The following is a 23,571-nucleotide window of genomic DNA, read 5'->3' as shown; positions in this document are numbered from 1 at the left end:
GCGGGTGCACGCCTACAATCTGCGCATGCCTAGCTCCCCACTCCTGGTCGCCCGCCGCATCCTGCTGGCGCTGGCTTTCGCCACCCCCTTTGCCGCGCTTGCGCAGGCACCGGCCGCGCCCGCCGCCCAGCCGGCACCGGCGGAACCGCTACAAAATCAGGAGCAGGCCGACGGCCGGCGCAACCAGAAGGTCGAGCACCTCCACACGGAAGACAGCGGCGCCTCGGTCGACGAGGTGCGCTACGGTGGCCGCACGCAGAGCATCAACGTCAAGCCCAAGTCGAACATGCCCGGTTACGAAGTGCTGCCCAACGACGGCGGCAGCGCCCGCCCCGGTGCCAGCGGCGACGCGAACAGCGGCGGCAACGGCCCGCGTGTCTGGAACGTGCTGAAGTTCTGACCGTGACGCTGTCGTTCTCCTTCCTGCCCTCCCTCTTTTCTCCCGCAGCCGCCGTCCGGCGCTGAGCATCGCCATGGCAGTTTTTACCGAAGTCCAGTTCGGCGAGGCAGACGCGCTCGTCCAGCGCCTTGGCATGGGCGCCCTGCGCGAGCTGCGCGGCATCGAGGGCGGCATCGAGAACACCAACTACTTCGCCACCACCGAGTCGGGCGAGTTCGTGCTGACGCTGTTCGAGCGCCTGAGCGCCGAGCAGCTGCCGTACTACCTTTGCCTCATGAAGCACCTGGCCGGTGCCGGCCTGCCGGTGCCCGCGCCCGTGGCCGACCCGGCCGTGGCACCACCGACCGGCCATGCGCTGTCGATCCCCGCGCAGGCGCCCTGCGAGCTGCTGCACCGCGTGGCCGGCAAGCCCGCGGCGCTGGTGCAGAAGTTGTCGGGCCACAGCGAGCTGGCCCCCACGGCCGCCCACTGCGCCGAACTGGGCGCCATGCTGGCCCGCATGCACCTGGCCGGGCGCGACTACCCGCGCATCCAGCCGAACCTGCGCGGCCTGCCCTGGTGGAACGAGACCGCCCCGGTGGTGCTGCCCCACATGGACGAGGCGCAGTCGGCGCTGCTGCGCGCCGAGCTGGCCTACCAGAACCATGTCGCCGAATCGTCGGCCTATGCGGCGCTGCCGCGCGGCCCGGTGCATGCCGACATGTTCCGCGACAACGTGATGTTCGCGACCGGCGGCGAGCCCGACGCGCCGCCGCGCCTCACCGGCGTGTTCGACTTCTACTTCGCCGGCACCGACACCTGGCTGTTCGACCTGGCCGTGTGCCTGAACGACTGGGCCATCGACCTGGCCAGCGGCCGGCATGACGCCGCCCGCGCCGACGCCCTGCTCGCCGCCTACGAAGGCGTGCGCGCGCTGAACGCCTCCGAGCGCGCCCTGCTGCCCGCGATGCTGCGCGCCGCCGCGCTGCGCTTCTGGATCTCGCGCCTGTGGGACTTCCACCTGCCGCGCGAGGCCAGCATGCTCAAGCCCCACGACCCGACGCACTTCGAGCGCGTGCTGCGCGAGCGCGCCACCCACCCGCACGCCATCGCCCACGTCTTAGAGCCGGCGCTGGCAGCCTAAAGAAGGTGTGACCGAACCCGCCATGCCCGCTCATCCCGCCCAGACACACCCACTCTGCGTTGCAAATGCTCGCCATAGCCCAAGCTATGGCTGCGCTTTGCGCCTTGATTGGGCGCGTCTGGGCGGCCTGCTCGGCCACGCCGGATTCATTCACACCTTCTGACCCCCCACATGAAACTCCACCTCGTGCCGGCGCGCACCGGCTTCGACTGGGTCCGCCTCGGACTCAAGACCTTCTGGCGCCAACCGCTGGCCTTCATCTCGCTGTTCTTCCTGCTGATGGCGATGATCTCGACGGTGTCGATGCTGCCGCTGCTCGGCAGCGTGCTCGCGCCGATCCTGCTGCCCTTCATGACGCTGGGCCTCATGGTCGCGACCTCGGTGGCCGCGACCGACAACGCCGACGGCCTGGGCAACGCGGGCGACCAGGGCCGTCCCACGGGCTCGGCCATGTTCATCGCGGTGTTCGACGCCATGCGCACCGAATGGCGCTCGCTGGTGGTGCTGGGCGTGATCTCGGCCGTGTACTTCGTGCTGGCCGTCACGCTGACGGCGCTGGTCGACGGCGGCCAGCTCATGCGCGCCTACCTGCTCGACGAAGCGGTGACGCCCGAGGTCATGAAGAGCAGCGAGTTCCTCACCGCACGCACGCTGCTGATGTGCCTGAACCTGCCGCTGTCGCTGGCCATGTGGCACGCGCCCGCGCTGGTGCACTGGCACCGCGTGGAGCCGGTGAAGAGCGTCTTCTTCAGCATCGTCGCGCTGTTCCGCAACTTCGGCGCCTACGCGCTGTTCGGCCTGGCGTGGTTCGGCGTGTTCATGCTCGCGGGCATCGCCATCGGCCTGCTCGCCACCGTGCTGATCGGCGTCGGCGCCATGGGCTCCGACGGCGCGGCCCTGGCGATCGGCAACATCCTGATGATCGGCACGGCGCTGGTGCTGGCGGCCATGTCTCTGGCCTCGACCTGGTTCACCTTCCGCGACAGCTTCGACGCGAACTGAGCCCGCTCAGTCGGTTCCAGCCCTGTCCTTGCGCAGGCTCGCGAACAGCGACCACGCCATGCCTGCGAGCAACAGCAGGCCCACGCCCAGCGCCCCCCAGAGCCACCACTTGCGCGACGGATCGTGCGGCGCCGTCTTGGGAACCGGTGCGAGCGCGGCGGCTGCGACAGCGGCCTCGACCGCCGCCACCGGCAGCGTGACCGAAGCGCCGTCCGCCACGACAGGCTTGTCCGCCGCGTAACCCGGAATCAGCGTGGACAGCGCGAGCGGCGCACCTGGCACCGCCCCCTGGACCGCGCCCGTCTCGGGTGCCGCACGCCATGTGAGCGAGAACGGCGCGCCGCCCTGCGCAAGAAACACCAGCGTGCGCGGCGTGGCCCCCACGGCAATCGTCGGTGGCGTGGCGCCGAGCACGCTCACCGGACCGGCGGTGCGCAGGCGCAGGCGCGAATACACGGCGCCGTCGAGCGCCAGCACCGGTGAACGCGCCTCCCCGCCGGCTTGGGCGAGGCGATACACCACCGTGTCGAGCAGTGGTGCTTCGCCGGGTCCCGTCGGCAGCGGCGTCGCTCGACGTTGCTGGTGCCGCAGCGCATAAAGCGGGTTGCGCGGCACGAACTGCGTCGACGCCGCCGAAGCCGGCACGGCATCGACCAGGCCCGACACGCCGACCTGCGCCAGCGTGTTGATGTCGGCCAGGTCGATGCGCAGGCTCTGCACCGGCAGGCCGCGCGGCAGCGGGTAGTCGCAGTAATCCTCCGCGCAGCGCTCCGGCTTGAGCGCGCCGGACCATTCGATCGGCGCCACCGGCTCGACCTCCTGCACGCTGTCGATCTCCACCTTGGCCAGCGGCGCGCCCTGCTGCGGATCGCTCCAGCGCAGGCGCAGGAAACGCGTGCGCAGGTTGCCCAGCTCGACCGCCATGCGCTCGATGGCCTGGCCGCCGTGGGCCAGGCGCACCAGCTGCTCATCGCCGCCGACCGGGCGCCATTGCCGCAGGTCGTCGCTGGCTTCCAGCCGGAAGGCGAACAGGCCGCGCGCATCGGGCGCGACCTCGAAACGCGCCTGCAGCAGGCTGCCCTTGACCTGGCTCACGTCGATGAGCCACTGCGTCGCGTCGCTCGGCTTGGAGGCGGCCTTGCGGTCCAGCGCCAGCGAGCCGTCGGGGCGCACGGTGAAAGCCAGTGCGGTGTCGCCCGCTGCCGTGTTGCCGGGCAACGCGAAGATCGGCACTGCTTGCGAAGCCGTGCGCGGCGCTGCCGCCTCGTTGCGCAGCCAGGCGTAGGGCACTGCATGCCCCGCGGCGTTCTGCACCCGCAGGTCGCTGAGGTCGCCATGGGCGGCACGGCCGTAGATGGCGAGTGGCAACGTGAGCCGGTGATACGGCCCCGCGCCCTGCAGCGCGATGGGCGCGGAAGTGACCGGCTGCGCCTGTGCAGCGCCTGCCGCGGCCATCAGCGCGACAAGGACAACATGAATCGAACGACCGCTCATGCCGAACCTCCTTCGGCCGGCGCCGGCGCCGGCGTCGACTCCGCCTCTTCCTTCTTCGGCGGCACCGGCGCGAAGTACCCCACCAGCAGCAGCAGCGCGCCAACGGCAATGAACGACACGATGCGGAACAACCCTCCGCGGTCCGCCAGTTCGACGAAGAACAGCTCCAGCACCACGACGCCAAGCAGCGCAGCGCCCGCGATCCACAGCGTGCGCACCCGGCGCCCATGGCCGAGCACCATCGCGACCACGCCGCAGATCGCCCAGGTGATCGACAGCGCCGCCTGCGTGAGCCACGAGGCATAGAGCGCATCGAAACGCCATTCCACGCCTGCGTAGTGATGGCAGGTGCGCAGCACCATGCCGGTCAGCAGCGCGAGGCCGGTGAGGCCGACTGCGCCCTTCGCGACCATCGGCTGCACGCGCGCGAACGAGCCCTGCGGCAGCGCGCGCCACCAGAGCACCAGCGCGAACAGCACGAGCCATTGCGCGAGTTCGAGCGGATTGAGCAGCGGCACGTAAGGCAGCGGCGCCGCATCGCCGGGGCTCACGGCGTTGGTGACCCACACCCATGCGAGCAGGTACACCGCCACTGGCGTCGCAGCGAACTCCAGGTAGGCGCTGCGGTATTCGCTGAGCGGCCAGCGCTGCAGCAGCACGCGCGAGCGCAGCGCCCACAGCACGAGCGCCGGCACGAGGGCCCAGCCCAACAGTTGCCAGCTCGACCACTCGGCGCCGATGCGGCCGAGCTGCCACTGGCATTCGCGCGCCGCCAGCAGCAGGAAGAGCCAGAAGCCCGCGACGTGGAACGGCGTCAGCACCGAAGCGTCGAGCCAGCGCTTCTGCGCACGCAGCAGGCGCAGGTGCCACACGAGCGCCAGCGGCCAGGCGATCCAGCCGAGTGCGCTCGACGGCACGTAGAACAGCGTCGGCCCGCCGGCGATGCCGTAGGCGGCGATCAGGCCGAAGCCGGGCAGCGTGGCGATCGTCGCCTGGCCGAGCTGCGACCAGTTGCGCCGGTGCGCCACGAGCGCAGACAGCACGGAGGTCACGAGCACCACCGCCACGGCGGCCGCGGGCACGTGGCCCGCCAACGCGTGCAGGTTCAGCACCCGGACGCTTTCGTCCAGCATGCCGACCAGCCACCAGCCCAGGCCCCAGACCACCGGCGTCCACAGCACCGCAGGCCATGCGCACCACGCGTTCACCCAGCGCTTGCGCGCCGTGCCGACGGCCCCGGTTTCGCGCGGCCGTGCTTCATCGCGCAGCCAGTCGCCGGCCAGCAGCGCCGTGAGGCCCAGCACCACCGGCGTCCAGAAGCCCAGATGCCCGAACGCGGGACGCAGCGCGCGCATGTCGCCACTCGCCTCCGCCAGCACGATGAAGAGCACCGCCGAGACCGCATGCAGCACGCCGGCGAACGCCGCGAGCGGCAGGTGCGCCATGCGCAGCGCGACCCACAGCACGACGGTGGCGGTCAGCGGCCACAGCAGCGCGGCCTGGGTGAGGCTGATCTGGAACAGCATCGCCAAGTGCAGCAGGCCCACGCCCGCGATCACGCCCACCACATTGCCGAGCGACCACACGGGCTGCACGCCACGTGCCAGGGCCGCACGGTGCGCCTGCCGCATCGACCAGGCGGCGCTGCCGAGCACGCTGAGCGCAATGAGGCACGCAGCCGCGGCGCCTTGCCAGCCGCTTTCGAGCGCCTGCTTCGCATCGAGCCCGTCGCCTGCGCGATGCAGCGTGGCAATGAAGCCCGCCACCGCCAGCGCCTGCATGCCGAAGCTCACATGGGTGAGTGGCAGCAACGCGAAGCGCACGGCGACGGCGAAAGTGGCCGACGCAAGCACGGCCGTCGCAGCCGCAGCCCACGGCGGCGTGAACCACTGCCACAGCAGCAGCGTGAGCGCAGCCATGCCGAGCCACGGCAAGGCGCTGCCGACGATGGCTTCGAGGCTGTCGCCCTCGTCGAGCTTGGCGCGGCGCTGCATGGCCCACATCGCGAAGGCGCTGACGGCCACCAGCAGCGGGCCGATCACCGAGCCCTGCAGCAGCGGGTGCCCCGCCGCCCCATCCGGCTGCGTGGCTTCGAGCAGCTTCCACACGGCGCCCGCGAACACCAGGAACGAGAAGGCGCGCGCATAGACGCGTCCTTGCCGCGCGCCCAGCCAGTACATGCCGGCCGCTTCGACCGCCCACGCCGCGCCGGTCCACTGCCCTTCGAGGCCGAGCGGAATGGCGAGCGTGCCGAAGATCACGCCGACGATGGCGTAGGCCTCCGCCAGCAGCGCGAGCCCCTTGGGCTGCGTCGCGAACACCAGCCGGCCCATCACGAGATAGAAGGCCGCGAGTGCCATGGCAGAGAACGCGGCGCCGTAGTCCAACGGACGCATCAGCAGGTACTGCATGCCGAACGCGACCATCGGCGTGCCGAAGACGAGCGAGCTGTCGACACGGCCCGCGCGGCGCAACGTGTCGAGCGCGCGCGTGGCCAGCGGCTGCGCGGGCTGCACCGGCGCATCGAACAGCGTGCGCCGCGCAAAGAACAAACCGATGGCGGTGAACAGCAGGAAGAACACGATGAGGAACGGCTGCACGGTGCCGTACTGGTCGTCGGTGTAGTACTTGTGCGCCCAGCCGGCCGCCAGCGTGAAGGTGCCCACGAAGCCGATCAGGTTCAGCACGCGCCAGGCCTTGAACCACGCGATCAGCACGATGCCCACGTCGAGCACCAGCAGGTAGGTGAAGAGGCCCACCGGCTGGTTCGAGCCGGTCGATGCCAGCACCGGCGCCGCGAAGCCTTCGAGCGCGGCGACGATGGCCAGCACCGGCGCGTTCTGCAGCACGGCCAACGCGGCGCTGAGCACCGCCACGCCGAAGAGGAAGGCAAAGCCCACGCTGGCCGGCAGCAGGCCGCTGAGCTTCATGGCCGCGAGCGTCGTGAGATAGAAGACGCCGATGCCCGCGCCCTGCAGGATCAACGCATAGCCCGCGCGCTTGTGGCGCAGCAGCCAGCCCAGCACCAGCAGGCCCGCGCCCACCAGCGCGACCGCGGCGTAGCGCAGCTCGATCGGCACCGTGACGCGTTCGGCCGTGTAGCGCAGCAGGAAAGCCAGGCCAAGGAAAAGGATCAGCACGCCGAGCTTGACCAGCATGTTGCCGCCGAAGATCAGGTTGGCGATCGGCGCAGGCAGGCGGTCGCGCAGCGGGACCGGTGGTGGTGGCGGCGGAGGCGGCGGGGGTGGACGGCGGACCAGCGGCGGCACGGTGTCCGGTGCAGGGGCCGCGACGGTCTCCGGCGGACGTGGCGCGGCCGGTTTGTCGACCGCGGGAATGGCGGGTGCGGCTGGCGCTTGTGCAGCGAGCTCCTTGGCAACGACGGCCGGCCGCGGAACCTGCAGGGTCGAGATGCGGGGCCGCGCCATCTCGGCGGCGCGTGCGGTCGCCGGTTGACCCAGCGGCAATGACGGCGACTCGGCCGCCGGCGTGCTGGCCATCGAGGTGGCGAGGTCGCCGACCGACGTTGCTGCCGGGGCAACGGTCACCTCGCCCGCGCCCTGCGCAAGCCGGCGTTCCAGCTGGCCGACACGCGCCTCGAGTTCGGTCACCCGCTGCTGCAGCTTCAGCATGCCGTCTGCCGACGGCGTACCGGCAACGCGGCCGTCCGACAACGCGCCTTCAGCCTCGGTGCGCTGCGGCTCGTCCTTTTTCTTCTTGCCGAGCAGCTTCTGGAACACGAGCGCGCCGACAAGCGCGAGAAGCAACGCCATGGGCAGCGATTCGAGCATCGCCCCAATGAACAGGCCGGCCATCATGCCTACGAACCACATCCCTGACTCCCCTTGTTTTGGCGAGCCCGGAGTGTACGACTGCTACAGGAGAAAAGACGTTCTAACGCCCGGCCCGTCTTTGCAGTCAGCTACAAATTTTGTAGCAAATTCAAACAGGCGTGAGCTTCGCCACCGACAGCGCCAGCCACTTCACGCCGTGGCGCGCGAACTTCACCTGCGCCCGCGCGTCGTCGCCGGTGCCTTCGAGCGCGGTCACCGTGCCCTCGCCGAACTTGTTGTGGAACACCTGCATGCCTGAACGCAAACCGTGCGACGGCGCGGTCTTCTGCGGTGGCACGGGCGGGCTGGCGAAGGTGTCCTTGCCGGCGCTGCTGCCGCCACCACCGTAGCGGTTGCCGCCGCCCCCACCGTAGCCCCCGGCACCGCCACGCGTGCTGCCGTAGCCGCCGCCGTAACCGAAGGCCGAGGGCGCAAAGCCCTGGTTCTTCGGCGTGAGCCACTTGAGCGCACTTTCCGGCAGCTCGTCGAAGAAGCGGCTCTTGACGTTGTAGCGGGTCTGGCCGTGCAGCATGCGCGTCTGCGAATGGCTAAGGTACAGGCGCTTGCGTGCCCGCGTGATCGCCACGTACATCAGGCGCCGTTCTTCCTCGAGGCTCTCGAAATCGCTCATCGAGTTCTCGTGCGGGAACAGACCCTCTTCCATGCCGGTGATGAACACGCAGTCGAACTCCAGGCCCTTGGCGGCGTGCACGGTCATGAGCTGCACCGCGTCCTGGCCGGCCTGCGCCTGGTTGTCGCCCGACTCGAGTGCCGCATGCGTCAGGAAGGCCGCGAGCGGGCTCAGCGTTTCGCCGGTCTCGGCATCGGGTGCCAGCGGCTCGTCGAGCACCGGCCGGCTGGGGTCGAGCCCCTGGCTGGCGGGCGACTGGCGCAGTTCGTCGACCGGCAGCGCCACGGCATCGCGGCCGAAGCCTTCCTGCGTGACGAAGCTTTCGGCCGCGTTCACGAGTTCGTCCAAGTTCTCGAGGCGGTCGGCGCCTTCGCGATCGGCCTTGTAGTGTTCGACGAGGCCGCTGTGGTCGAGCACCAGCTCGATGATCTCGCGCAGGCTCACGCCTTGCGTCTGCTCGCGCAGCACGTCGATCTTGGCGACGAAGGCCGTGAGGTTCGAGCCGGCCTTGCCGCCGACCGCGCTCACCGCGTCGTGCAGCGAACGCCCGGCGGCGCGTGCCGCGTCCTGCAGGCTTTCGAGCGTGCGCGCGCCGATGCCGCGCGGCGGGAAATTGACGACGCGCAGGAAGCTGGTGTCGTCGTCCTTGTTCTCGAGCAGGCGCAGGTAGGCCAGCGCATGCTTGATTTCGGCGCGCTCGAAGAAGCGCAGGCCGCCGTACACGCGGTACGGCACCGAGGCGTTGAACAGCGCCGTTTCAATCACCCGGCTCTGCGCATTGCTGCGGTAGAGCACGGCCATTTCCTTGCGGTCGAAGCCGTCGCGCGCGAGCTGGCGCATTTCCTCGACCATCCACTGCGCCTCGGCGAGGTCGGTGGGCGATTCGTACACGCGCACCGGTTCGCCCGGCCCCTGCTCGGTGCGCAGGTTCTTGCCCAGGCGCTTCTTGTTGTGGCTGATGAGCTCGTTGGCCGAGTCGAGGATGTTGCTGTAGCTGCGGTAGTTCTGCTCCAGGATGATCTGGTGGCGCACGTCGAACTCGCGCACGAAGTCGGTCATGTTGCCCACGCGCGCACCGCGGAAGGCGTAGATGCTCTGGTCGTCGTCGCCCACGGCGATCACGCTGTTGTGCTCGCCCGGCGTGAAGTGGCCGCCGGCCGCCGTGTGGCCCGAGAGCATCTTCAGCCACGCGTACTGCAGGCGGTTGGTGTCCTGGAACTCGTCGACCATGATGTGACGGAAGCGCCGCTGGTAGTGCTCGCGCACCGGATCGTTGTCGCGCAGCAGCTCGTAGCTGCGCAGCATCAGCTCGCCGAAGTCGACCACGCCTTCGCGCTGGCACTGCTCTTCGTACAGCTGGTAGAGCTCGACCTTCTTGCGGTCGTCGTCGCTGCGCGCTTGCATGTCGCCGGGGCGCAGGCCGTCTTCCTTGGCGCCGGCGATGAACCACTGCGTCTGCTTGGCCGGAAAGCGCTCGTCGTCGACGTTGAACTGCTTCATCAGGCGCTTGATGGCCGAGAGCTGGTCTTGCGTGTCGAGGATCTGGAAGGTCGAGGGCAGGTTGGCCAGCTTCCAGTGCGCGCGCAGCAGGCGGTTGCACAGGCCGTGGAAGGTGCCGATCCACATGCCGCGCACGTTGACGGGCAGCATCGAGGTCAGCCGCGTCATCATTTCCTTGGCGGCCTTGTTGGTGAAGGTGACGGCCAGGATGCCGCCGGCGGACACCTGCCCCGTCTGCAACAGCCACGCGATGCGGGTGGTGAGCACCCGCGTCTTGCCGGAGCCGGCACCGGCGAGGATGAGCGCGTTGCCCGCGGGCAGCGTGACGGCAGCAAGCTGCTCGGCGTTGAGGTTGTTCAGCAACGGCGAGGCAGGGCCGCCCGTATCGGCTGCGGACGCGCCGGGAAACAGGTCGTGAGGGAGCATGGGCTCCATTGTAGAAAGCTGCCCCGCCCAGGGCCCCGCCGGGCGCGCTTGCCCCTGCGGGCATGACCTGGATCAAGGCAGTGCCCACTGGCGTGCGCCGGCCCGCCGCGCTTGCGACAGATCAAGCGAGGCGGCAGTGCCCGGCGGGAGACTGCCTTCCAGTTGCCGGCCCTGCGCGCCGGCCGTCACGACTGGAGAACACATGCAAAAGAAACTCGCCCCCGCCTGCATCGCCGCCCTGCTCGGCGCCATGGCCGCCCTGCCGGCTGCGGCGCAGGAAGCCCAGGGCAACTGGCTGGTGCGCGCCCGCGCCGTGTACCTGAAGCCGGCGAACCACTCGGCCCCGGTGGCCGACCTGTCGATTCCGGCCGATGCCATCACGGTCAACAGCAAGACCATTCCCGAGCTCGACGTCACCTACTTCTTCACACCGAACATCGCCGCCGAGCTGGTGCTGACGGTGCCGCAGAAACAGACGGTCACCGTGCAACAGAGCGCGCTGGGCGGCCCGGTGGACATCGGCACCTTCAAGCACCTGCCGCCCTCGCTCATGCTGCAGTACCACTTCATGCCCACCGCGAAGATCCGCCCCTACATCGGCGCGGGCCTGAACTACACGCGCCTGAGCAGCGTCAACCTGCAGGTGCCGACGGTCGGCCGCCTGCAGCTGCAGAACGAAAGCTTCGGCTTCGCGCTGGGCGCCGGCGTCGACATCGAGGTGGCGAAGAACACCTACCTCAACCTCGACGTGAAGAAGCTGCGCATCCGCAGCGCCGTGAACATGAACGGCGTGCAGCTGTCGACGGTGAAGGTCGACCCGTGGCTGTTCGGCGTGGGCATCGGCTACCGGTTTTGACGAAGAACCGCACTGCGGCCGTCGGGTATACGCAGCAACCCATAGGGTCAATACGACCCGGCAACTTGCGCATCATCGCCATGGCCGTAAAATCAATCACCGGGCCCAAGTTTCTTGCGTCCGGTTTTTTTTGGCCGTCATTTTCATGACGCGACCACGAGAACCGGCCGGACCAAGCGCTCATTCGTTCCACTCAACGATTCCTTTCTGGAGCCTGGTCATGCAAATCTTCGATTACGACAACATCCTTCTGCTGCCGCGCAAATGCCGCGTGGAAAGCCGCTCGGAATGCGACGCCAGCGTCACGCTGGGCGAACGCACCTTCCGCCTGCCGGTAGTGCCTGCCAACATGAAAACGGTGGTCGACGAGTCGATCTGCCTGTGGCTCGCGCAGAACGGCTATTTCTACGTGATGCACCGCTTCGACCTGGACAACATCCAGTTCGTGAAAGACATGCAGGGCAAGGGCGTGTTCGCCTCGATCTCGCTGGGGGTGAAGAAGCCCGACTACGACACGGTCGACCAGATGGTGGCCCAGGGCCTCGTGCCCGAATACATCACGATCGACATCGCGCACGGCCATGCCGACAGCGTGAAGAACATGATCGGCTACCTCAAGGCCAAGCTGCCCAAGTCGTTCGTGATCGCCGGCAACGTCGGCACGCCCGAAGCCGTGATCGACCTCGAGAACTGGGGCGCCGACGCCACCAAGGTCGGCATCGGCCCAGGCAAGGTCTGCATCACCAAGCTCAAGACCGGCTTCGGCACGGGCGGCTGGCAGCTGTCGGCGCTCAAGTGGTGCGCGCGCGTGGCGACCAAGCCCATCATTGCCGACGGCGGCATCCGCGACCACGGCGACATTGCCAAGAGCATCCGCTTCGGCGCGTCGATGGTCATGATCGGCTCGCTGTTCGCGGGCCACGAAGAGTCGCCGGGCAAGACGGTCGACGTCGACGGCACGCTCTTCAAGGAGTACTACGGCTCGGCCAGCGACTTCAACAAGGGCGAATACAAGCACGTCGAAGGCAAGCGCATCCTCGAGCCCCTCAAGGGCAAGCTGGCCGACACGCTGGTCGAGATGGAGCAGGACGTGCAGAGCTCGATCAGCTACGCGGGCGGCCGCACGCTGATGGACATCCGCAAGGTCAACTACGTCACGCTGGGCGGCGACAACGCCGGCGAACACCTGCTGATGTAAGCGCGACGGGCGGCCTGTCCGCCCGTCTCTTTTCTTTCAGGCCTCGAGCAGTTGCACCGCGTAGCGGTGCAGCGCATGCGCCGGATCGGCCAGCGCATCGACCACGCCGAAGTGGTCCAGCCCCGGCAGCACCTCGCACACCGGCACGGTGTGACGGCCCCACGCCTCGCGGATCATCGCGTTGTGGCGGATGAACTCGGCGCTCTCGTTGCCCCCTACCGCCGCATAGAGCTGGCCGCGCGCCGGCGCGGGCCACAGCGCCGGGCTCGCGCGCCGCGCGTCGGCATCGGTGAGCTTCAGCGTGTGCTCGAGGAACGGCGTGCGCTGCAACGGACGCAGATCGAACAACCCCGACACCGACAACGCATTGCGCACCAGCTGCGCGGGCAGATCGGGCGCCACCGCCTTCCAGTCGCAGGCCAGCAACGCCGCCGCCATGTGGCCGCCCGCGGAATGCCCCGCGACGGTGATGCGCGACGGGTCGCCGCCATAGGTCGCCACATGGCGCCACGTCCATTCGAGCGCCCGCACCATCTGCAGCAGGATGCCCGGCACCGTCACCGGCTGGTCGACCGGGCCCGGGCACAGCGCGTAGTTGGGCTGCACCACGCAGATGCCGCGGTCGTGGAAGGCGGGGCTGATGAACGAGTGGTCCTTCTTGTCCATGGCGCGCCAGTAGCCGCCGTGGATGAAGACCAGCACCGGCGCATCGGGCACGGGCGCCGGGAAGACGTCGAGCGTTTCGTTCGGGCCGGTGCCGTAGGGCACATCGATGCGGCACGGCAGGGTGTCGCGCGCCGCGGCGGAATCGCGCCCCCAGCGCGCGAAGTACGCGGGGTGGTCCTTCACCCGCGCCAGGTTGTTGTACATGCCTTCCAGCCAGGCGGGATCGTGCGCTTCCATGCGGTGCTTGCTCCTAGTTTTTCCAGCCGGCATCTTGGCACGACAGCGTGCATGGAAAGGCGCAGCTCGATAAAATGCGAGCTGTGTTGGGGGGGTAGCTCAGCTGGGAGAGCGCCGCGTTCGCAATGCGGAGGTCGTGAGTTCGATCCTCATCCTCTCCACCAACCGACCCAGCAAAAAAGGCCTTGGCAATCGCCAAGGCCTTTTTCGTTTGCAGCTGTGCGTTGCCGACGGGAAATGTCAGGCGTCGAGCGTCAGGTGCTGGCCGTGCAGCGCCGCGGCGCCCGGCGATGCCAGGAAGCCGATGGTCTGCGCCGCGACCGTCGTGGAAACCCACTCGGCCGGATTCGCGTCGGGCATCGCCTGGCGGTTGGCCGGCGTGTCGAGCACGCTGGGCGCCACGCTGTTGATGTTCACGCCGTGCGGCGCGGCCTCGGCCGCCATCGATTCCACCAGCCGCTGCAGCGCGCTCTTCGATGCGATGTAAGCCGCCATCGCCGGCAGGCCGCGCGCCGCCACCTTGGCCGTCACCGCGATGATGCGGCCCGCGCGGCGCTCGATCATCGAGGGCAGCACGGCCTGCGTCACGGCGACGAACGACCAGGCGTTGAGATTCATCATCCGGTCCCAGCTCGCACGCGTGAGCGCATGCGTCGCCTCGCCCATCTCGAAGCCGCCGGCAATGTGCACCAGCGCGTCGACGCGGCCGAAGGCCTGCAGCACCTGGCCGGTGAGCGCGGCCATGTCGGGCGCCGAGGTCACGTCGCCGGCCAGCAGCAGGTGCTGCGAGTTGTCCAGGCCCGGGAAGACTTCGGCCAGGCGACCGGCGTGGTGATCGACCAGCGCCAGCCGCGCGCCCTGGTCAAGAAAGTGCTGGGTCACGGCCCGGCCCAGCGCGCCCGCGGCGCCGGTGATCAGGACATGGGGGGTGTTGCTTGCATCGCTCATCAAAATTTCTCCTCTGACAGGGATGGGGTCGGGCCCCGAAGGTCGCGCATCCTAACGCCGTCGTACAAATGTGCAGAAATTTTTTGAAGTCCCAAAAAGATTGGTATATACTCGTGGTCTTGCCAGAAAACACTAACAGTTTTCAAAGCAAGGGCTCTTAGCTCAGTTGGTAGAGCAGCGGACTCTTAATCCGTAGGTCGAGTGTTCGAGTCACTCAGGGCCCACCAACCAACATCGCGGAAACGCTGGAAAGCCTGCTACCCACAAGGTAGCAGGCTTTTTTCATGGTGCGTTCGCTTGTGCGTTTGCTTGCGCCAACGCTACCCTTCGCAAGCCCCATCTCGACATCCCGTGAAGAAATCCAAAACTGCGCCATCGCCGAAATCCTTCGACCTCAAGCAGCACTGGCATTGGGGCCGCGGCATGCGCCAGTTGCGCATTGCCGACTTCCTGAAAGACGGCCGCCTGCTGGTCCCCGGCGACCTCACAGGCGAAGGCCCGGCCACCGATGACGGCACCGGCGCGCTGCGCACCGTGGGCGGCGTCCAGGTCGGCAGCGCCGACTATGAAACCGGCCTGATGTGGGTCGGCCGCAAGCTGCGCGAAGGCGATCTGCCGAGCAAGCCCCAGGGCTGACGCAGCTACGGCGCCGTGACGCGCCGAAGAAACTGCAACGAGCGCTCCAAGGCAAGTCGCCCCGGCGCATCGTCGAGGTTGAACTGGTACTCGTGCGGCAACGCCGGCGTCTGGTCGGCGGGGAAGAACAGGCTGTCGACCTGCACGCCCTTCGCGGCCAGCGTCTGCGCCATCGACCGCGACTGCCCTTCGAGCGGATCGCCGTTGCCCGCGGTGATGAACGACGGCGGAAAAGCCCCGGTCACATAGCGGCGCACCGACGCGGTCTCGAAGGCCGGCGCGTTCTGGAAATCCTTGCTACCGCTGTACGACCAGAACACGGTCCGCAGGAAGCCGCCGAACGCGCCGTCAAGCTTGGCCTGCGCCGCGTCGTAGGCCCCGCAGTGCAACAGCATGCCGCGCAGCTGCTCGCGTGCGATGACGGGCGTGAGGCCCACGGCTTTCGCGTAGCCCGGCACGGCCACCGCGTTCGCAACCTGCGCGACGATGTGCGCCCCTGCAGAGTCGCCGGCCAGCACGAGCCGCGCCGGGTCCACGCCTAGCCTCGCTGCCTCACGCACGAGATAGCCCAACGCCGTGTTCACCTGCCGTACCGGTACTGGATAGCCTTCTCCGGGCGCGATCGAATAGCCGACCGCCACCACGGTGAAGCCCTGTCCCGCCAGCACGCGCGCGTAGTTGGCCACGTCGCGCCGGTGGCCCGAGACCCAGGCGCCGCCATGCACCCACACGATGGTGGGCAATGGCTGGGTGCCCGCCGAGGCCGGACGGAACACGTCGAGGTAGGCATCCGGGTCGGCTTCGTCGTAGGGCTGGTCGAGCACCGCCGAGATGCCGGGCGGCACATGCTTTTGCAGCGACTGCGATGCGGCGTCCGATCCCTTGCCGAAGGCGTAGCGGATCATCAGCACCGAGGGCCACGGGCTCCACTGGAATGCGGCATAGCCCACGATGGCAAGGCCGGCGATGACGGCAATGGTGCGGAGCAGGATCTTCTTGAGCTTCACCGTGGGGGCGCCTGCACCGGACGGCCCGGCGCTTCAGGGTGCGCAGCCCGCATTCTGCTTGGCTTGCTGCACGAACGCCCCCGCTATGCTCGCCTCACATGCCGCCACCACTCTCCTCCGCTCACAGACAAGCGCCCCGCCACGCCGCGCGCATGCTGTTCGCTGCCCTGGCGTTGACGGCAATGCCGGCCTTCGCAACGGCCGCCGCCGGTTGCCTTGCCACGGCCTCGCACATCCCGCCACCGTCCCGCGCCCTGGCGATGGCGGCGCTGGCCCGGCAGGAACACTCGGCCTTCGGCGGCCAGACGATGGATGCCGAAGGCCGGCTCACCGAGTCCGGCGATTCGGAAGCGGAAGACACGCGCCATGCGCCCGGCGCGCTGCCCGCGTGGCAACGCGTGCTGCGCTACTGGCGCGCGGTCGATCCGCCGAACGAACGGCTGCCTTACCTCGTGCGCTTCGGCGCCCTGCGCGCGGCCGACCGCACGCTGTTGACCGAGGCGCTGAACCAGGCGAGCACCGCGCGCCTGCAGGGCCTGGGCGTCGGCCCCGACCAGGGACTGGACACGTCGGACCAGCGCGCCCTCGAGGTGGCCCTGCAACGCGTCGCGGTGATCGACACGCCCTGGTCCGCCGCGTTCATCAGCTGGGTCGCACGCGAGGCCGGTCTCGGTGCCGATGAGTTCGTCTTTTCCGAGGCTCACGTCGACTACGCGGGCGCCGCATGGCAGGCCGGCCTCGACGAAGCGGCGGGCCTCGCGACGCCACAGGCCCTGCGCGCCTGCGACCTGATGCGCACGCCGCCGCGCCCGGGCGACCTGGTCTGCCAGGCGCGCGGCGCAAGCGGTGCTGCGCTCGACAGCTTCGAAAAGATCGGTGAGGTGCTGGCCGGACGCCCCACAGGCGGCGCGCCGTTGCCGATGCACTGCGATGTGGTGGTGAACGTGGACGACGCGGGCTTCGACACCGTGGGTGGCAACGTGCTGCAGTCGGTCACGTGGCGGCGCCTGGCCTTCACGTCCGGCACGCGGCTGCTGGACCCGAGCTACCTGCCCGAAGGCTGCACGACGGGTGGCGTGGCGTGCGTCGATCGCCACATGAGCCGGCAGCCGTGGTCGCTGCTGCTGCAGTGGCGTTGAAAGAAAGAGAAGAGAAGCAGGAACGGCGGCGATGCGCCGCCAGCCATCAGTCGCGGTAGTACACCTCGACAGCGCCCTTGAGCTTGATCAGCAGCGGATAGCCCTTGCGGTCCAGTGTGCGGCCGGCCGGCACCTTGATCCAGCCTTCGCTGATGCAGTATTCCTCGACGTCCAGGCGGTCCTTGCCGTTGAAGCGGATGCCGATGGGGTGCTCGAAAATGGCGGGAATGTGGTGCGGGCTGCGCGGATCGGTCGAGAGGTGATCGGGCAATGCGGGCTTGGAGGTGGCTTCTTCGGTCATGGGGAAACGGGTTTCTGAATCGACCCGAATGATAGAACCTGCCGCCCTCCCCGCTTCGCAGCGTCTACCGCCGCTTCTTCCAGGCCTTGGCGGGCGGCTTCGGCCCGAAGCCCAGCGCGGCCCGCGCAAGCGCGTCGGCCTCGGCGTTGCGGTGGCGCGGAATCCATTGCACGTGCGCTTCGTCGAAGCCCTGCAGCAGCGTGCGCGCCTCGTCGAACAGCGGCGCCATGCGCACGATCGGCCGCACGTCGGCCCCGCCGCTCAGCTGTTCGACCAGCGTGCTGTTGTCGCTGAAGGCCTGCACCGCCGTGGCGCCGCGCGCCTGCAGTTCGCGCAGCGCGAGCGTCAGCGCCCGCAGCTCGGCTTCGTTGTTGCAGCCCGTGGTGTGCGTGGCCTGCGAGAAGGTGTGGCGGGTGCCGTCGGGCTGGGTGATGACGACACCGACGCCCATGCGTCCGGGGTTCGGCATGGCACTGCCGTCGCAATGGACGACCCACGGGGGAAGGCGCTCAGGCGCAGCAACGGTCATGAAGAAAAAGGCAAAGGCGACGAACGCGCTCAGCAGTTGCTGCGCTTGATGCCCGCGAGATTGCAAGGCCGCTGACCGGGCGGCGGCCCGGGGTCGTGCGGCGGACGCGGCGGCCGGGGGTGATACCCGGGACGCGGCGGGCCGTAGTACGGATCACCGCCCCAGATGTAGGTCGGTGCCGGATCGACCGCGGGCGCCTCGCCCACCGGGTAGCGCGGAATGATCGCCGGCCCCGAGGGCGCGGGCTGCGACGGCGGCGCGGACGGTGCCGCGTAGTCCGGCCGGCGAGGCTCGGCCTCCTCGCTAGGGGCACGCGGCGGTGCGGGCGGCGGCTCGTCGATCCGCAGCTGCCGCGACTGCTTGGTGCCCGACGGGCAGGTGCCGTCGGTGTAGACGATGCGGCCGTCGCCGTCGGTGCAGCGCACCACCTCCGCCTGCGCGGCCGGTGCGGCCACGACGAGCCAGAGCAATGAAACAAGAAGGAAGGTGGGCGAGCGCATGGAGACGCCCTTTGTAACAGTGCGCGGCCGCGCGAACAAGCGAAAGAAAGCGCGGGGGCCGCTCACGCCTTCTCGTCGACAGACCGCCGCCGCGGCCCCGGCACGAAGGCCGGCGTGCGCGCGATGTAGTCGCGGTACGCGGGCCTCCGCTCGCCGATGTCGGCCTCGAGCATCCGCACGCCCGACACGCGCAGCAGCAGCCAGGTCATGAGCACCGGCGACACCGCGCTCCACGCCCCGGCCCAACCCGCGCCGGCCATCGCGATCAGCCACAGGCCCCACCAGACGCAGGCCTCGCCGAAGTAGTTCGGGTGCCGGCTGTAACGCCAGAGCCCGCGGTCCATCACCTGCCCCCGGTTGGCCGGGTCGGCACGAAAGCGCGCCATCTGCGCATCGGCCACGGCCTCGAAACCGATGCCGCACAACGCCAACGCGATGCCCGCCATGTCGAGCCAGCCCAGCGACGTGGGCACCGCCGCCATGCCCACGAACAGCGGCGCCGACACGACCCACGCCAGCACCGCCTGCAACCCGAACACGAGGTACAGGCTCTTCCATCCGAAGTGCGGCGCGTTGCGTTCACGGATCGCCTGGTAGCGGCGGTCTTCGCCGTGGCCCCAGTTGCGCCACGTGATGAACACGCCCAGCCGCCATGCCCACGCGCCCGCGAGCACAGCCATCCACCACCCGCGCGCACCGGTCGACGGCAGCAGCGCCAGGTACACGAAGCCCGCGCCCGCGATGCAGGCGGACCACACGCGGTCGACCAGGCTCGCATCGCGCCGCGCCAGGCTGGCGAGCCACGTCAGCACGGCCAGCACCGCGGTCCAGCCGAGCCCCGCGAGCGCGATCTGCAGCGTGCTCATGCGCGACGCGGCTCGAACAGGTAGTGGCTCACCCACCAGCGCTGTCCCTGCTCGAAGCCGAAGAGCTCCGCCACCGACATGAAGAACAGCCGCCAGCGCGTCCACCACAGGCCGGCGTCGGCGCCGTAGGTGGCCTGGAACAGCGGACGCAGCGCCTCGCGCCGCTCGTCCATGTTGCGCAGCCAGGCCTCGGCCGTGCGCTGGTAGTGGTTGCCGGCCCAGCGCCAGCGGCGCAGCAAGCGCAGGTCGTCCTGGCAGTACAGCGCGAGGTCGTCGCTGGGCATCATGCCGCCCGAGAAAAAGTAGCGGCTCATCCAGTCGCTCGCATCGCGCACCTCGAAGGGATACGGCGCCTCGCGGTGCGCGAACACGTGCATGAAGAAGCGCCCCTGCGGCCGCAGCCAGCGCGCCACGTTGGCGAAGGCCTGCGGCCAGTTGCGCAGGTGCTCGAACATCTCGACCGACACCACGCGGTCGAAGCGCTGGTCGGTGTCGAAGCGGTTGATGTCCTGCGTGAGCACCCGCACGTTGCCCAGCCCGCGCTGCGCCGCCTGCGCCTCGATGTAGGCGCGCTGCGACTGCGAATTCGACAGCGCCGTGATCCGGCTGCCCGGATACCGCTCGGCCATCCACAACGTGAGCGAGCCCCAGCCGCAGCCCAGCTCCAGCACGTCCTGCCCGTTGGCCAGCCCGGCACGTTCGCAGGTCGTGGCCAGCGCGGCGGCCTCGGCCTCTTCGAGCGTGCGCGTGCCTTCGGGCCAGTAGCAGCTGCTGTACTTGCGGTGCTGGCCCAGCACCTCGCCGAAGAAGGCGGCCGGCACTTCGTAGTGCTGTTCGTTGGCCTTCTCGGGCAGCGGCGCCAGGTGCGCCGCGCCCATGCCGGCAACGAAGTCCTGCGTCAGCTCGGCCGCTGCCAGCGCGTTGCCGGCGTGCAGCTCGGTCAGCCGCTCGCGCAGCAGGCGGCGGATGCCCCGGCGCACCACGGCGTCGGGCACCAGGCCCCGTTCGACCCAGCGGATGGCGAATGCAATGTCCTGCGGCATGACGGTGTGCTCCTCGGCAAAGGCACGTCGGGAAGCGTGCCACAGGCACCTGTACGCGGGGAAACTGGTTTTGGATGAGGTTCGCGGTGGAGAGAAAGTCGATGCCGCCGCGAGCGTCAACGCGACGGGGTTCGCACCCTCTTCCTGGCCGGGGGAGCGGCCTGCGTGGTGATGTGCGGGTAGTGCTCGAAGGTATGTTTCATCACATCGCGCAGCCAGACCACGGCCGGGTCGTGATGAAAGCGCGGATGCCAGTGCTGGTTGAGTTGAAACTGGGGCACGGGCACCGGCGGCTCGAAGATGCGCACCGTGCCCATGCGGGCGAAGACCTCCCCCAGCTCGCGCGGCACGGTCGCGAGCAGATCCGGGTGCTGGTCCATCAGCAGCGGAACCATCAGGAAGTGGGGCGTCGTCACGGCCACGGTGCGGCGAACGCCCTGGTCTTCCAGCACCTTGTCGTAGCTCTCCGCCAGATGGCCGGTGAGCGAAACCACGATATGCCGCATCGCTTCGAAGCGCTCGCGCGTGAGGGTGGCGCCGATGTCCTTGTTCCGCGTGCTGGCGATGGTCACGATGGGGTGCAGGAACAGGCGCTGATGAAACAGCCCTTCGGGCGCCGCACGGATGGACCCCACCGCCAGGTCGGCCTCGCCTGACGCAAGCAGCCCTTCGACCTGCTCAAGCGGCACCTGCAGCGTGCGCAGCGAGCATCCGGGCGCCTCCTTCTTGAAGCGCTCGAGCAGCGGGGGCAGGAACACCAGCTCGCCCATGTCGGTCAGGCACAGGGTGAAGATGCGCTGCGCCAGCGCAGGCTCGAAGCGGGCGCCGGCCAGGATTTGCTGGCGCACGGTGGCCATCACCTCGACCACCGCGGCGCGCATGCCCTCGGCCTTGCGCGTCGGTGCCATGCGGCTGCCGACCTTGACGAACAAGGGGTCGTCGAAAAAAGCGCGCAGCCGGTTGAGCGCGTGGCTCATCGCGCTCTGCGTCAGCCCGAGGCCCTGCGCGGCCTTCGTGACATTGGCCTCGCGAAACATCGCGTCGAAGACCGCCAGCAGGTTCAGGTCGAGGTTTTCCGCATGCATGCGGCGCATTCTAGGAATGACTGGCATGACGTTGATACATGAGAACCCTCGCCCTACGCTGTGCCCATGCCGTGACCCGAACGCGGCGAACAACAAAGGAGACGCCCCATGTTCATCCAAAACACCTGGTACGTGGCTGCCTGGGACAACGAGCTCACGCCGCAGGGCCTGTTCGCCCGCACCATCATCGGCGTGCCCGTTCTCATGTACCGCAAGGACGACGGCGAGATCGTCGCCATGGAAGACCGCTGCTGCCACCGCGGCGCGCCCCTGTCGGTGGGACGGAGAGAAGGCAACTGCGTGCGCTGCATGTACCACGGCCTGAAGTTCGACGCCTCGGGCCAGTGCATCGAGGCGCCGGCCCAGAAGCGCATTCCCATCCAGGCCAGGGTGCGCACCTTTCCCGTGGTGCAACGCCACCGCTGGGTCTGGATCTGGATGGGTGCCGCCGACAAGGCCGACCCGGCGCTGATCCCTGACACGCCCTGGCTGGACGACCCGCACTGGCGCAGCCTGGACGGCTACATCCACTACGACGTCAACTACCTGCTGATTTGCGACAACCTGCTGGACTTTTCCCACCTGCCCTTCGTGCACCCGACCACGCTGGGAGGCAGTGCGGACTACGCCGCCGCGCAGCCCAAGGTCGAACGCATCGACCACGGCGTGCGCATCACCCGCTGGGCCCTCGACACCGAGCCGCCGCCGTTCGCCCAGGCGGTGAAGGACTGGGGCAGCAGGGTCGACCGGTGGAACATCTACAACTTCACCCTCCCCGCCATCCTGCTGATGGACTCCGGCATGGCGCCCACCGGCCAGGGCGCCGCCGAAGGCAATCGCGAAGGCGCGATCGAGTTTCGCGGCTGCCAGGCCATCACGCCCGAGACGGAAAACTCCACCCACTACTTCTTCGCGCATCCCCACAACTTCGCCATCGACCAACCCGAGGTCACGCACTCGATCCACCAGGCCGTGGTGGACGCCTTCGATGAAGACCGCGACATCATCACCGCGCAGCAAAAGAGCCTGGCGCTGGCGCCCGACTTCAAGATGATGGCCTTCGGCATCGACGCCGCGCTGAACCAGTTCCGCTGGATGGTCTCGCGCCGGCTGGAAGAAGAGGCGCTCGAAGAAGCTGCGACCCGCCCTGCTTCCACTGCAGCGCCCGAACCCGTCAAGGCCTGAGCCATGAAGCTCGTCGTCACCCGCCTCACGCACGAGGCGCAGGATGTGCTCGGCCTGGAGTTGCGTGCGCAGGACGGTGCCGCGCTGCCGCCCTTCACCGCGGGCGCCCATGTGGACCTGCTGCTGCCCGGCGACATCCGCCGACAGTATTCGCTGGCCAACTCGCCGCTGGAGCGCCACCGCTACGTGCTCGGCGTGGGCCTGGCGCCAGCCTCGCGCGGCGGCTCGGCCTTCGTTCACCAGCGCCTTGCCGTGGGCGATGTGCTCGAGGTGGGCGCGCCGCGCGCGCTGTTCGGCATCGACCCGGCCGCCACCGAGCATCTGTTCGTGGCCGGGGGCATCGGCATCACGCCCCTCCTGAGCATGATCCTCTGGTGCGAGGCCCACGCGAGGCCCTGGAAGCTGCTGTACTGCGTGCGCACGCGGGCCCGTGCCGCCTACGCGTGGACGCTGGCGCGCCACCACGACCGCGTGCAGCTGCACGTGGACCAGGAAGCGGCAGGCACGCCGCCCGATCTGGCGGGCTGGCTGGCCGGCGCGGCCCCGGGCGCCCACGTCTACTGCTGCGGCCCGGAAGGGTTGATGAATGCGGTCGGCACAGCCGCAGGTGTTGTCGGTATCGACAAGGCGGCCACCCATTTCGAGCGCTTCACGCCGCCGGAACCAACCACTCCCGCGGCGCCGGCCAGCAGCTTCACCGTGGTGCTGCATCGCAGCGGCCAGCGGATCGAGGTCGCGCCGCAGCAGAGCCTGCTCGATGCACTGGAAGGTGCCCACGTCAGCGTTCCCTTCTCGTGCCGCGAAGGCATGTGCCGCAGCTGCGAGGTGCCGCTGCTCGAAGGCGAGGCCGAGCACCGCGACTTCGTGCTCAGCGACGAGGAGCGCGACCGCCACACCTGCATCCTGCCCTGCGTGTCCCGCGCACGCAGCGCCGTGCTCGTTCTCGATCTCTGACGCCCCCCAATA

General features: G+C 69.0%; 21 protein-coding genes and 2 tRNA genes. 11 read left to right on the top strand and 12 right to left on the bottom strand.

The genetic code is table 11. From position 1 onward, the window contains the following. Positions 1-25: 25 nt before the first annotated feature. The 3 genes from AC07OH_RS16025 (at position 26) to AC07OH_RS16015 (ending at position 2,525) form a co-directional block, all read left to right on the top strand. Positions 26-400: a hypothetical protein gene (locus AC07OH_RS16025; protein WP_492677772.1), complete on the top strand. Its 375-nt coding sequence runs from the start codon at positions 26-28 to the stop codon at positions 398-400. Positions 401-473: 73 nt separating this feature from the next. Further along, positions 474-1,523 (top strand): homoserine kinase, encoded by a 1,050-nt coding sequence (locus AC07OH_RS16020; RefSeq protein WP_495301348.1) that lies wholly within the window; start codon positions 474-476, stop codon positions 1,521-1,523. 171 nt (positions 1,524-1,694) lie between these two features. Next, on the top strand, positions 1,695-2,525 hold the full coding sequence (locus tag AC07OH_RS16015; RefSeq protein ID WP_495301347.1) for a BPSS1780 family membrane protein: 831 nt from the start codon (positions 1,695-1,697) through the stop codon (positions 2,523-2,525). 6 nt (positions 2,526-2,531) lie between these two features. On the opposite strand, the gene AC07OH_RS16010 is transcribed toward AC07OH_RS16015, so the two are convergent. From AC07OH_RS16010 to AC07OH_RS16000, 3 genes are all read right to left on the bottom strand, one after another. Then, positions 2,532-4,019, bottom strand: coding sequence for a DUF3999 domain-containing protein (locus tag AC07OH_RS16010; protein WP_495301346.1), 1,488 nt, complete (start codon positions 4,017-4,019; stop codon positions 2,532-2,534). Beyond that, entirely contained in the window at positions 4,016-7,852 is a 3,837-nt protein-coding gene (locus tag AC07OH_RS16005) for a DUF2339 domain-containing protein (RefSeq protein WP_495301345.1), read from the bottom strand. The genes AC07OH_RS16010 and AC07OH_RS16005 overlap by 4 nt, the downstream gene beginning before the upstream one ends. 109 nt (positions 7,853-7,961) lie before the next feature. Beyond that, on the bottom strand, positions 7,962-10,409 hold the full coding sequence (locus tag AC07OH_RS16000) for a UvrD-helicase domain-containing protein (RefSeq protein ID WP_495301344.1): 2,448 nt from the start codon (positions 10,407-10,409) through the stop codon (positions 7,962-7,964). A gap of 202 nt (positions 10,410-10,611) precedes the next feature. Here AC07OH_RS16000 and AC07OH_RS15995 point away from each other — a divergent pair, with 202 nt between their 5' ends. Both AC07OH_RS15995 and AC07OH_RS15990 read left to right on the top strand, forming a co-directional pair. After that, positions 10,612-11,265, top strand: coding sequence for an OmpW/AlkL family protein (locus tag AC07OH_RS15995; RefSeq protein WP_495301343.1), 654 nt, complete (start codon positions 10,612-10,614; stop codon positions 11,263-11,265). A gap of 220 nt (positions 11,266-11,485) precedes the next feature. Then, the gene (locus AC07OH_RS15990; protein WP_495301342.1) at positions 11,486-12,463 is read left to right on the top strand and encodes a GMP reductase; all 978 of its coding nucleotides are present in this window, start codon (positions 11,486-11,488) and stop codon (positions 12,461-12,463) included. A gap of 36 nt (positions 12,464-12,499) precedes the next feature. Here AC07OH_RS15990 and AC07OH_RS15985 read toward each other — a convergent pair whose 3' ends face one another. After that, entirely contained in the window at positions 12,500-13,366 is an 867-nt protein-coding gene (locus AC07OH_RS15985; protein ID WP_493194152.1) for an alpha/beta hydrolase, read from the bottom strand. 88 nt (positions 13,367-13,454) lie between these two features. Between AC07OH_RS15985 and AC07OH_RS15980 the strand changes: the two genes are divergently transcribed. After that, a tRNA-Ala gene (locus AC07OH_RS15980) sits at positions 13,455-13,530 on the top strand. A gap of 76 nt (positions 13,531-13,606) precedes the next feature. Here AC07OH_RS15980 and AC07OH_RS15975 read toward each other — a convergent pair. Then, positions 13,607-14,314 (bottom strand): SDR family NAD(P)-dependent oxidoreductase, encoded by a 708-nt coding sequence (locus tag AC07OH_RS15975; RefSeq protein ID WP_495301341.1) that lies wholly within the window; start codon positions 14,312-14,314, stop codon positions 13,607-13,609. Between the two features lie 151 nt (positions 14,315-14,465). On the opposite strand from AC07OH_RS15975, the gene AC07OH_RS15970 reads away from it, so the two are divergent. Both AC07OH_RS15970 and AC07OH_RS15965 read left to right on the top strand, forming a co-directional pair. Next, positions 14,466-14,541 (top strand) — tRNA-Lys (locus tag AC07OH_RS15970). Between the two features lie 124 nt (positions 14,542-14,665). Further along, the gene (locus AC07OH_RS15965; RefSeq protein WP_495301340.1) at positions 14,666-14,950 is read left to right on the top strand and encodes a hypothetical protein; all 285 of its coding nucleotides are present in this window, start codon (positions 14,666-14,668) and stop codon (positions 14,948-14,950) included. 5 nt (positions 14,951-14,955) lie between these two features. Here the strand turns inward: AC07OH_RS15965 and AC07OH_RS15960 are convergent, their stop codons facing one another. Beyond that, the gene (locus AC07OH_RS15960; protein ID WP_495301339.1) at positions 14,956-15,957 is read right to left on the bottom strand and encodes an alpha/beta hydrolase; all 1,002 of its coding nucleotides are present in this window, start codon (positions 15,955-15,957) and stop codon (positions 14,956-14,958) included. 152 nt (positions 15,958-16,109) lie between these two features. On the opposite strand from AC07OH_RS15960, the gene AC07OH_RS15955 reads away from it, so the two are divergent. Then, positions 16,110-17,096 carry a DUF2272 domain-containing protein gene (locus tag AC07OH_RS15955; RefSeq protein WP_495301338.1) on the top strand — a complete coding sequence of 329 codons (987 nt, stop codon included), beginning with the start codon at positions 16,110-16,112 and terminating at the stop codon, positions 17,094-17,096. A 46-nt stretch (positions 17,097-17,142) separates the two neighbouring features. On the opposite strand, the gene AC07OH_RS15950 is transcribed toward AC07OH_RS15955, so the two are convergent. The 6 genes from AC07OH_RS15950 to AC07OH_RS15925 all read right to left on the bottom strand — a co-directional run bounded on the left by AC07OH_RS15950 (position 17,143) and on the right by AC07OH_RS15925 (position 21,420). Next, complete coding sequence (locus AC07OH_RS15950) at positions 17,143-17,397, bottom strand: DUF3297 family protein (protein WP_099795789.1); 255 nt, start codon at positions 17,395-17,397, stop codon at positions 17,143-17,145. A 64-nt stretch (positions 17,398-17,461) separates the two neighbouring features. Next, complete coding sequence (locus AC07OH_RS15945; RefSeq protein WP_495301337.1) at positions 17,462-17,926, bottom strand: ribonuclease HI family protein; 465 nt, start codon at positions 17,924-17,926, stop codon at positions 17,462-17,464. A 29-nt stretch (positions 17,927-17,955) separates the two neighbouring features. Next, positions 17,956-18,426, bottom strand: coding sequence for a DUF4124 domain-containing protein (locus AC07OH_RS15940; protein WP_495301336.1), 471 nt, complete (start codon positions 18,424-18,426; stop codon positions 17,956-17,958). Between the two features lie 62 nt (positions 18,427-18,488). Next, positions 18,489-19,292, bottom strand: coding sequence for a DUF1295 domain-containing protein (locus tag AC07OH_RS15935; RefSeq protein WP_495301335.1), 804 nt, complete (start codon positions 19,290-19,292; stop codon positions 18,489-18,491). Then, positions 19,289-20,335, bottom strand: a complete 1,047-nt coding sequence (locus AC07OH_RS15930; protein WP_495301334.1) for an SAM-dependent methyltransferase — start codon at positions 20,333-20,335, stop codon at positions 19,289-19,291. Before AC07OH_RS15930 ends, AC07OH_RS15935 begins: the two co-directional genes overlap by 4 nt. Before the next feature lie 116 nt (positions 20,336-20,451). Then, positions 20,452-21,420, bottom strand: coding sequence for a LysR family transcriptional regulator (locus AC07OH_RS15925; RefSeq protein WP_492677744.1), 969 nt, complete (start codon positions 21,418-21,420; stop codon positions 20,452-20,454). Positions 21,421-21,528: 108 nt separating this feature from the next. Here AC07OH_RS15925 and AC07OH_RS15920 point away from each other — a divergent pair, with 108 nt between their 5' ends. Together AC07OH_RS15920 and AC07OH_RS15915 are read left to right on the top strand one after the other, a co-directional pair. Next, on the top strand, positions 21,529-22,605 hold the full coding sequence (locus AC07OH_RS15920; protein WP_495301333.1) for an aromatic ring-hydroxylating dioxygenase subunit alpha: 1,077 nt from the start codon (positions 21,529-21,531) through the stop codon (positions 22,603-22,605). 3 nt (positions 22,606-22,608) lie between these two features. Beyond that, positions 22,609-23,559: a PDR/VanB family oxidoreductase gene (locus AC07OH_RS15915; protein ID WP_495301332.1), complete on the top strand. Its 951-nt coding sequence runs from the start codon at positions 22,609-22,611 to the stop codon at positions 23,557-23,559. Positions 23,560-23,571 lie beyond the last annotated feature (12 nt).

It is taken from the genome of Variovorax sp. GW821-FHT10C12 (assembly GCF_059415405.1).
The sequence above is the reverse complement of the archived record's forward strand: the minus strand, read 5'-3'. Positions and strand labels throughout refer to the sequence as shown.